Source organism: Micromonospora sp. NPDC048170 (assembly GCF_040652795.1).
GTDB lineage: Bacteria > Actinomycetota > Actinomycetes > Mycobacteriales > Micromonosporaceae > Micromonospora.
Map to the genome: position 1 here is coordinate 49,113 of NZ_JBEZMR010000036.1, position 7,101 is coordinate 56,213.

General features: G+C 71.8%; 6 protein-coding genes. 2 read left to right on the forward strand and 4 right to left on the reverse strand.

All coding sequences use genetic code 11. The annotated features are described in order from the left end of the window. Positions 1 to 39: 39 nt before the first annotated feature. The 3 genes from leuA to AB0D32_RS29135 all read right to left on the reverse strand — a co-directional run bounded on the left by leuA (position 40) and on the right by AB0D32_RS29135 (position 3,518). Positions 40 to 1,791, reverse strand: coding sequence for a 2-isopropylmalate synthase (gene leuA / locus AB0D32_RS29125; protein ID WP_357097063.1), 1,752 nt, complete (start codon positions 1,789 to 1,791; stop codon positions 40 to 42). Positions 1,792 to 2,029: 238 nt separating this feature from the next. Next, on the reverse strand, positions 2,030 to 2,581 hold the full coding sequence (locus AB0D32_RS29130; protein ID WP_357097065.1) for a nitroreductase family protein: 552 nt from the start codon (positions 2,579 to 2,581) through the stop codon (positions 2,030 to 2,032). A gap of 85 nt (positions 2,582 to 2,666) precedes the next feature. Further along, positions 2,667 to 3,518 carry a hypothetical protein gene (locus AB0D32_RS29135; protein WP_357097068.1) on the reverse strand — a complete coding sequence of 284 codons (852 nt, stop codon included), beginning with the start codon at positions 3,516 to 3,518 and terminating at the stop codon, positions 2,667 to 2,669. Positions 3,519 to 3,742: 224 nt separating this feature from the next. On the opposite strand from AB0D32_RS29135, the gene AB0D32_RS29140 reads away from it, so the two are divergent. After that, positions 3,743 to 5,008, forward strand: coding sequence for an aspartate kinase (locus AB0D32_RS29140; RefSeq protein WP_357097070.1), 1,266 nt, complete (start codon positions 3,743 to 3,745; stop codon positions 5,006 to 5,008). Between the two features lie 5 nt (positions 5,009 to 5,013). Further along, positions 5,014 to 6,075, forward strand: coding sequence for an aspartate-semialdehyde dehydrogenase (locus AB0D32_RS29145; RefSeq protein ID WP_357097072.1), 1,062 nt, complete (start codon positions 5,014 to 5,016; stop codon positions 6,073 to 6,075). Positions 6,076 to 6,124: 49 nt separating this feature from the next. Here the strand turns inward: AB0D32_RS29145 and AB0D32_RS29150 are convergent, their stop codons facing one another. Beyond that, a complete protein-coding gene (locus AB0D32_RS29150) occupies positions 6,125 to 6,904 on the reverse strand; it encodes a transposase family protein (RefSeq protein WP_357097082.1) in 780 nt (259 codons plus the stop codon). Between the last annotated feature and the right edge of the window lie 197 nt (positions 6,905 to 7,101).

A 7,101-nucleotide genomic window follows, 5' to 3' on the forward strand; every position in this document is an offset into this window, starting at 1 on the left:
CGATGCAATGCGTCAACAGGGGCCCTTCCTGACGCTGTGTCAAGCGCGGGCGCGGTTGACGGCGCTCGTCACGGCCTTGATCGAGGCGGTGACGATGTTGGCGTCGGTGCCGACGCCCCAGACCGTACGGCCGTCGACCTCGCACTCCACGTAGGCGGCGGCCTGCGCGTCCCCACCCGAGGAGAGCGCGTGCTCGTGGTAGTCGAGCACCCGTACCGCCACGCCCACCGACTGGAGCGCGTTGACGTACGCGTCGATGGGGCCGTTGCCGACCGCGGTCAGCGAGCGGGCCTCCCCGCCGAGCCCGACGCGGGCCTCGATCTCGACCTTGCCCTCGGCGGTGCCGATGGCGTACCCGTCGAGGGTGAGCGCCGGGTCGGCCTGGTGGTCGAGCAGGTAGTGCCCGGCGAAGATCTCCCACATCGTGCCCGGGTCGACCTCGCCGCCGTCGTGGTCGGTCACCTGCTGGACCACGCCGGAGAACTCGATCTGGAGCCGGCGCGGCAGGTCCAGCTGGTGCTCGCTCTTCATGATGTACGCGACGCCGCCCTTGCCGGACTGCGAGTTGACCCGGATGACCGCCTCGTAGGTGCGGCCCAGGTCCTTGGGGTCGATCGGCAGGTAGGGCACCGCCCAGGTGTGCTGGTCGATCGGCACCCCGGCCGCCGCCGCGTCCTTGGCGAGCGCGTCGAAGCCCTTCTTGATCGCGTCCTGGTGCGAGCCGGAGAAGGCGGTGTAGACCAGGTCGCCCGCGTACGGGTGACGCTCGTGCACCGGCAGCTGGTTGCAGTACTCGACGGCCCGCCGCACCTCGTCGATGTTCGAGAAGTCGATCATCGGGTCGATGCCCTGGGAGAAGAGGTTCAGCCCCAGCGTCACCAGGTCCACGTTGCCGGTGCGCTCGCCGTTGCCGAACAGGCAGCCCTCGACCCGGTCCGCGCCGGCCAGCAGGCCCAGCTCGGCGGCGGCGACGCCGGTGCCCCGGTCGTTGTGCGGGTGCAGGCTCAGCACCAGGCTGTCCCGCCGGGGCAGGTGCCGGTGCATCCACTCGATCGAGTCGGCGTAGACGTTCGGCGTGGCCATCTCGACGGTGGCCGGCAGGTTGATGATCAGCTTGCGGTCCGGGGTCGGGTCGACCGCCTCGATGACCTTGGCGCAGACCTCCAGCGCGTACTCCAGCTCCGTGCCCGTGTAGGACTCGGGCGAGTACTCGTAGTGGATGTCCGTGTCCGGGGTGTGGATCTCCGCGTACTTGCGGCAGAGCCGCGCGCCCTGGGTGGCGATGTCCGCGATGCCGTCGCGGTCCAGCCCGAAGACCACCCGCCGCTGGAGGGTGGAGGTCGAGTTGTAGAAGTGCACGATGGCCCGCCGCGCACCGCGCAGCGACTCGAAGGTCCGGTCGATCAGGTGCTCCCGGCACTGGGTGAGCACCTGGATCGTGACGTCCTCGGGGATCAGGTCCTGCTCGATGAGCTGCCGTACGAAGTCGTAGTCCGTCTGGCTGGCCGAGGGGAAGCCGACCTCGATCTCCTTGTAGCCCATCTGCACCAGCAGCTGGAACATCCGGCGCTTACGGTCCGGCGACATCGGGTCGATCAGCGCCTGGTTGCCGTCGCGCAGGTCCACCGCGCACCAGCGCGGCGCGGCCTCGACGTGCCGGGTCGGCCAGGTGCGGTCGGGCAGGTCGATCCGGAACTGCTGCTGGTACGGCTCGTAGCGGTGGTACGGCATCCGGCTGGGGCGCTGCCGGGCGATCGGATCGGTCTCGGCGTCGGTGACGGGTTGAGCCATGACGGAGTGCTCCCTGGAACATGTGGCGTCAGCAATCGGAAGGTGTCGGCCAGGTGCCGGGCGACGGTGCCCGGGCGGTTGCCGATGGGAAGTTTCGGATGTGCTGGACGGCGCGGTTCGACTCCGCGACGAGGTGCCGGCCTTCAGGCCTCGTCGCGGCGACGAAGGAGGAGGTACGCCCGCCACATGACCAGGTAACCCTACGTGGTGGGCCGGGGTGCGGGAAGATCGGTCCGGACTATGAGACGCATTTCGCAACCTGGCTGGTCAGCAGCAGCTCGGCCGGGGGAAGGCGGTGGCGCAGGCCGGTCTCCGAGCGGAGCAGGTCGGCGGGGAGGCTGAGCGGGTCGCCGAGTTGCCCGACGGCCGCCACCACGTGTGGCCGTACGTCCACCGGCAGGTCGAGGTCGGCGGCCAGGCCGGCGTGGTCGAGGTCGCGCAGTTGCCGTACGTGCAGGCCGAGCGCCGTGGCCTGCACGGTGAGGTGGGCGACCGCCTGACCCAGGTCGTACGCGTGCCCGACCGGCCCGGCCCGGTGGGCGCAGAGCAGCAGGGCGGAGGCGCGTTGCGCCCACCGCTGGTCGTGTTCCGGCAGGTTGACCAGGATCCGCTTGAACGTGTCGTCGTCACGGTGCCCGAGCGCGAACCGCCACGGCTGGGCGTTGTCGGCCGAGGGTGCCCAGCGGGCCGCCTCCAGCAGCGCGGACGCGTCCTGTCGGGACAACTCCGCCACCGGGTCGAAGGACCGAGGGCTCCAGCGGAACGCGAGCAACGGGGTGAGGTCGGCCATGCGGCAAGTGTCCCGTAGTGGCGATTCGACGGTTAAAGGTGGGATGTCCGAATGTGGCGAACGGCACCCGTAACGTCACGCTCGGTCACGGCGTTCCCGTGCCCGGGCTCACGGTCGGTTCCGCGGTCGGCTCCGGCGTCGCCGTGCCGAGCGGCTCGGCGTCGACCACCGGCCCGGCCAACTGCACGGTGGCCGGGGCCGGCGCGGGCGCCCCGGCGAGGACCAGCGTGCCGAACGCCGTACGCACCGCCGTGGGCGTGCCGTCGGGGTCGTAACAGTAGATCCCGACGTCCAGGGGCGCGTTGATCGACGCCGAGGTGGTCTCGACCGAGTAGCAGGCGCCGGACGCGCCGGGGGGTGGCTGGGCGGGCGACACGGCGAGCGGGGCCCGCCGGTCGGTCAGCACGTCCAACCAGTCGGTGAACGGGTGCTGCACCCGGGGGTCGAGCCGGCGGGGCACGGCCGCGTCGGGGTCGCCGAGGCGTACGCAGGTCGCCGGCTCGGGCCGGGCGGCGGTCGGCAGGGCGCACTGGAACAGCCCGTCGGCGGTGCCGGCGAACGAGACGTCGGCCGTCCCGCCGAGCCCACCGCCCGGCACGTCGACCCGCCAGCTGCCGTCGTTGGCGCTGGTCACCAGGATCGTCCGGTCCGGAGCCCCGGGGGCGCGCAGCGTGTAGCTGGCGACCAGGTGCCGGTCCTGCGCGGCGGCTGCCAGCGCGGCCAGTTCGTCGCGCGCCGCATCCAACCCCGCCGGTGCCGGTGCCGGTGTCGACGTGGGCGTGGGCCGGGCGGCCGGCTGGTCGGCGGCGCAGGCGACCAGGAGCACCGGCAGGACGAGGAACGCCGGCAGGGCGAACGTGAGCGAACCGGCGACGCGACGCGCCGACGTGCGCGCGGGCTTCACGGCGGGGCCGGCCGGGCGGGGATGGGCGTACACGGGGTCATTCTGCGGCCCGGAGACGACGCGCGGGGGCCCCGCCGCGCGCAGCGTCCCGGCGTGTCGTGCGCCACCCCGAGCGGGGCGGGCGGGCCGGATCGTGGGATCACCCGGCCCGGCCGGGTTGGCCGACCGATACCCTGGGGTGCGTCTGACCCGCGCCGCCGGCCCCGATCCGGCGGCGTCGGCACGCTCAAGGTCGTCGCTGGAGGGAGCGCACCGTCGTGGCACTCGTGGTGCAGAAGTACGGCGGGTCCTCCGTCGCCAACGCGGAGCGGATCAAGCGGGTGGCCGAGCGCATCGTGGCCGCCCGTAAGGCCGGCGACGACGTCGTGGTGGTGGTCTCCGCGATGGGAGACTCGACCGACGAGCTGCTCGACCTGGCCAACCAGGTCAGCCCGCTGCCGCCGGGCCGCGAGCTGGACATGCTGCTCACCGCCGGGGAGCGGATCTCCATGGCGCTGCTCGCCATGGCCATACACAACCTGGGGTACGAGGCCCGCTCGTTCACCGGTTCGCAGGCCGGCGTGATCACCACGTCGGTGCACGGCCGGGCGCGGATCATCGACGTCACGCCGGGCCGGCTCAAGGGCGCGCTCGACGAGGGTGCGGTGGTCATCGTCGCCGGCTTCCAGGGCGTCTCGCAGGACACCAAGGACGTCACGACGCTGGGCCGGGGCGGTTCCGACACCACCGCCGTGGCGCTCGCCGCCGCGCTGCACGCGGACGTCTGCGAGATCTACACCGACGTCGACGGGGTCTTCACCGCCGACCCGCGGATCGTCCCGAACGCGCGGCACATCACCCGGATCACCTACGAGGAGATGCTGGAGCTGGCCGCCTGCGGCGCCAAGATCCTGCACCTGCGCAGCGTGGAGTACGCCCGCCGGGCGGGCTTGCCTATCCACGTCCGTTCGTCATACTCGACCAACACCGGCACGATGGTCACCGGATCGATGGAGGACCTTCCTGTGGAGCAAGCACTGATCACCGGGGTCGCCCACGACCGCAGCGAAGCCAAGATCACGATTGTGGGGGTGCCCGACGAGCCGGGCGCCGCCGCGCGGATCTTCGACACCGTGGCCGGCGCCGAGATCAACCTCGACATGATCGTGCAGAACGTCTCCACCGAGGGCACGGGCCGCACGGACATCTCCTTCACGCTGCCCAAGGCCGACGGCCCGACGGCCATGACCGCCCTCAGCAAGATCCAGGAGTCGGTCAAGTTCAAGGGCCTCCTCTACGACGACCACGTCGGCAAGGTCTCGCTGATCGGGGCCGGCATGCGCTCGCACCCCGGCGTCGCCGCCGGCTTCTTCGCCGCCCTCGGCGCGGCCGGGGTGAACATCGAGATGATCTCCACCTCGGAGATCCGGGTCTCCGTGGTCTGCCGCGACACCGACCTGGACGCCGCCGTACGCGCCATCCACGAGGCCTTCGACCTCGGCGGCGAGACCGAAGCCGTCGTGTACGGCGGGACGGGGCGGTAGCGACCGTGTCGCCGCTGCCCACCCTGGCCGTGGTCGGGGCGACCGGTGCCGTCGGCACGGTGATGTGCGAGCTGCTCAGCGGGCGGAAGAACGTCTGGGGCGAGATCCGGCTGCTCGCCTCCGAACGCTCGGTCGGGCGGCGACTGCGCTGCCGGGGTGAGGAACTGACCGTCCAGGCGCTGACCCCCGAGGCGTTCGACGGCGTCGACGTGGCGATGTTCGACGTCCCGGACGAGGTCTCCGCGCGGTGGGCGCCGATCGCGGTCGGCCGCGGGGCCGTCGCCGTGGACAACTCGGGCGCCTTCCGGATGGACCACGACGTCCCACTGGTGGTGCCCGAGATCAACCCCGAGCAGGTACGCAACCGGCCGAAGGGGATCATCGCCAACGCCAACTGCACCACCCTGGCGATGATCATCGCGATCGCCCCGCTGCACCGCGAGTACGGCCTGCGCGAACTGGTGCTCGCCTCCTACCAGGCGGCCTCCGGCGCGGGCCAGGACGGCGTGGACACCCTGCACGCCCAGCTCACCAAGATCGCGGGGGACCGGGTGCTCGGCTCCCGCCCCGGCGACGTACGCCAGGCTGTCGGCGACGAAGTGGGCCCCTTCCCCGCCCCGCTGGCGCTCAACGTGGTGCCCTGGGCCGGCGCCCTGGCCGACGCGGGATGGTCGTCCGAGGAGATGAAGCTGCGCAACGAATCGCGCAAGATCCTCGGGCTGCCCGACCTGAAGGTCTCCGCCACCTGCGTACGGGTGCCGGTGGTGACCGGCCACTCCGTCGCGGTGCACGCGGTCTTCGCCACCGAGGTGGACGCCGAGGGCGCCCGCGAGGTGCTGCGGAACGCGCCCGGCGTGATCCTGGTCGACGACCCGGCCGCCGGCGAGTTCCCGATGCCCATCGACGCGGTCGGCACCGACCCCTCCTGGGTGGGCCGGATCCGCCGCGCCGTCGACGACCCCCGCGCCCTGGACTTCTTCGTCACCGGCGACAACCTCCGCAAGGGCGCCGCCCTCAACACGGCCCAGATAGCCGAACTCATAGCCAAGGAACAAACCCCCCGCTAAAGGACGTCTCGTAACTCGGTGAAGGCGTTGCCCGGCAACGGTGTTGGTGTCACCCCGCGAGGATGATGTTGTGGAGGTGGGCGATGCCGGAAGCGGTGTCGGTCAATGTGTGGGCGGCGCGTCGGTAGTCGCGCAGGATCTTGAAGCACTTCATGCGGGCCAGTGCGTGTTCGACCTGGGCTCGGACGGTGCGGTGTTGCTTGTTCAGCTCCTTCTTCCAGTCGGGTAGTTCGCTGCCGTCGGCGGGTTTGCGGTACGGGATGATCACCTTGGGGTTGCCGCGGTAGGCGCCGTCGGCCATGACGGGCCGTCCGGTCAGCTTCTGGTCGATGCCGCTGGTGCGGTAGACGATGGTGTCGTTACGGTTGCCGGGTTGCGGGTCGCCGAGGGCGACGACGAGGCGGGTGTGGGCGTCGATGGCGACCTGCAGGTTCGTGCTGTAGCGGTAGTTCTTGCTCGGGGCGGCCAGCCGGTGATCCCGCGTCGGTACCAGAGTGCCGTCGACGATGGCGATCTGGTCGACCCGACGCCGGCGTCCCGGCGACAGGGCGAGCAGAGGCCCGACGGTGTCGATGACCCGATGCGCGGCGGAGTGCGACACCCCGAACAGCGGGCCGATCTGCCGCATCGTCAGGTTCGTGCGCCAGTACGCCGCCACCAGCAACACCCGGTCGGCGAGGTCGAGGGACCACTGCCGGCCGGGTCGGCCGTCAGCGATCGCGTCCCCGCCACGCTCGGCGACGAGCCGGACCAGCCTGCGGAACTGGGCGGGTTGCAGCCCGGTGAACGGAAAGATCCACTCCGGGCGAGCCGCCGAGATCACCTGCACCCCAACATGATCCACCATGGACCGACCACCGAGTTACGAGACGTCCTTTAGCCTCCCTGCCCTCTCTCCCCTCATTACCCGCCCCGCCCCGCCCGGCCCGCCCCGCCCGGCCCGCCCGGCCCGCCCGGCCCGCCCCGCCCCGCCCCGCCCCGCCCGGCCCGGCCCGGCGGCCCGGCCCACGCCGTGCCCCGCCGCGC

Excerpts from the sequence above, each read along its gene's own strand:
- leuA (WP_357097063.1), bottom strand. The coding sequence starts at position 1,791 with ATGGCTCAACCCGTCACCGACGCCGAGACCGATCCGATCGCCCGGCAG.
- AB0D32_RS29130 (WP_357097065.1), bottom strand. The coding sequence starts at position 2,581 with ATGGCCGACCTCACCCCGTTGCTCGCGTTCCGCTGGAGCCCTCGGTCC.